Origin of the sequence: Listeria floridensis FSL S10-1187 (assembly GCF_000525875.1) — a bacterium.
GTDB lineage: Bacteria > Bacillota > Bacilli > Lactobacillales > Listeriaceae > Listeria > Listeria floridensis.
This window is the reverse complement of the sequence record NZ_AODF01000078.1, coordinates 1-1494: the sequence shown is the minus strand read 5'-3', so window position 1 is coordinate 1494 and position 1494 is coordinate 1. Positions and strand designations below refer to the sequence as shown.

General features: G+C 41.0%; 1 pseudogene. It reads right to left on the bottom strand.

Annotation, left to right across the window (positions count from 1 at the left end):
- Window positions 1–1395: pseudogene (locus MFLO_RS14240) on the bottom strand (IS1182 family transposase); the annotation flags it as partial.
- Between the last annotated feature and the right edge of the window lie 99 nt (window positions 1396–1494).

Sequence of the window (1494 nt, the reverse complement as noted above, 5' to 3'; positions counted from 1 at the left end):
AAAAAGACGGGATTGTCGTTTTTAGCTCTCAGAATGAAAAAACTCGAAGAAGAACAAGACTTCTTCCACGTCCATAAAGCTAGTTTTTTCAGGTTCATGGCAGTATAAGTAAGCGTGGCTTGCAGTGTGACTTTCGCTAATCCGCGATACGTCGCATAACGCATACCATGCTTTTCTTTTGCATCGGCAAAACATCGTTCAATCGTTTCTTTTCGCTTTTTATAGAACGCCTTGTGGCGTTCTATATGGCGTAACTCCTCCGATCGTTCAAGGTCAGCTTCCCATAGGTGGCGAGTCAAACTCTTTTCATAGACTCGACTGTCCGTACATTCTGTGCGAAGTGCACATCCTTCACAAATGGTTGAATTGGATTTATAGAGGTAGTAACCCTCTCGGTTGAGACGGACATAGGACAAAAGATGATTATTCGGACAATGAAACGCGTTTAACCATGCGTCATACATAAAATCTCGTTTCGTGAAAAAGCCTTCTTTTCCTCGAGGCCGGGTATAAGGAAGCACCGCTTCCATCTGATTTCCCCACAGATAATGGGCAATCGCTGGCGTCTTGTAACCTGCATCCATTACCACCACTTCGGGTAGGTGTTTTTGACGAAGTTTTTCCATTAAAGGGATGAGTACTTGGCTATCGTGAATGTTTCCAGGTGTTACGATTTTTTTCAAGAATAAAGCCATGGCGATCACAAGTCGTGTGAAAAGAATAGGCAAACTGTTTCTCTCGTTCCCCTTTGACGTAGTATCCACTTTCGGGATCTGTTCGACTGATTTTAATTTCTTTCTCCTCGCATTTTTCTTTCCACACAATCGGCTTTTTTCCTTCTGATTCTCGCACAAAATTAATTTCTTTTTCAAGCTCTTCTTGATAGGCACGTGTTTCTTTACGTACCCCTTTTTTATGCCATTTATTTTTATTCGCATTCGCTTTCACATGTGTCGAGTCTACAAAAGCGATTTCCGTATCCACAAAGCCTGCTTCTGAGGCTTGTTTGAGAATCCGGTAAAAGATTTGTTCAAACACATCCGTTTCTGCGAAACGGCGAACATAATTCTTCCCAAAAGTTGAAAAGTGAGGAATTTTCATCGTAAAATCATAGCCTAAAAACCATCGATACGCTACATTCGTTTCGATTTCTTTGATCGTTTGGCGCATTGAACGAATCCCGAATAAGTATTGGATGAGCACGAGTTTGATCAGCACCACAGGATCCACACTAGGCCTTCCTGTATGCGAATAGGTATGTTCGACAAGGGAATAGATAAAATCAAAATCAATCACCGCATCCACTTTTCGAACTAAATGGTCTTCTGGCACTAAATCATCCATGGAGATGGCCACCATTTGGTGGCGAATATCGTCTTGATGTTTGGATAACATGTTCTTCACCTCTTGTTTTTTATGTCAGTTCTCTCCTTAGTATAAATCAAAAAACATTGTAAACAAAGTTTTTTCACTTACTTTGTCTACAGTCTGAGT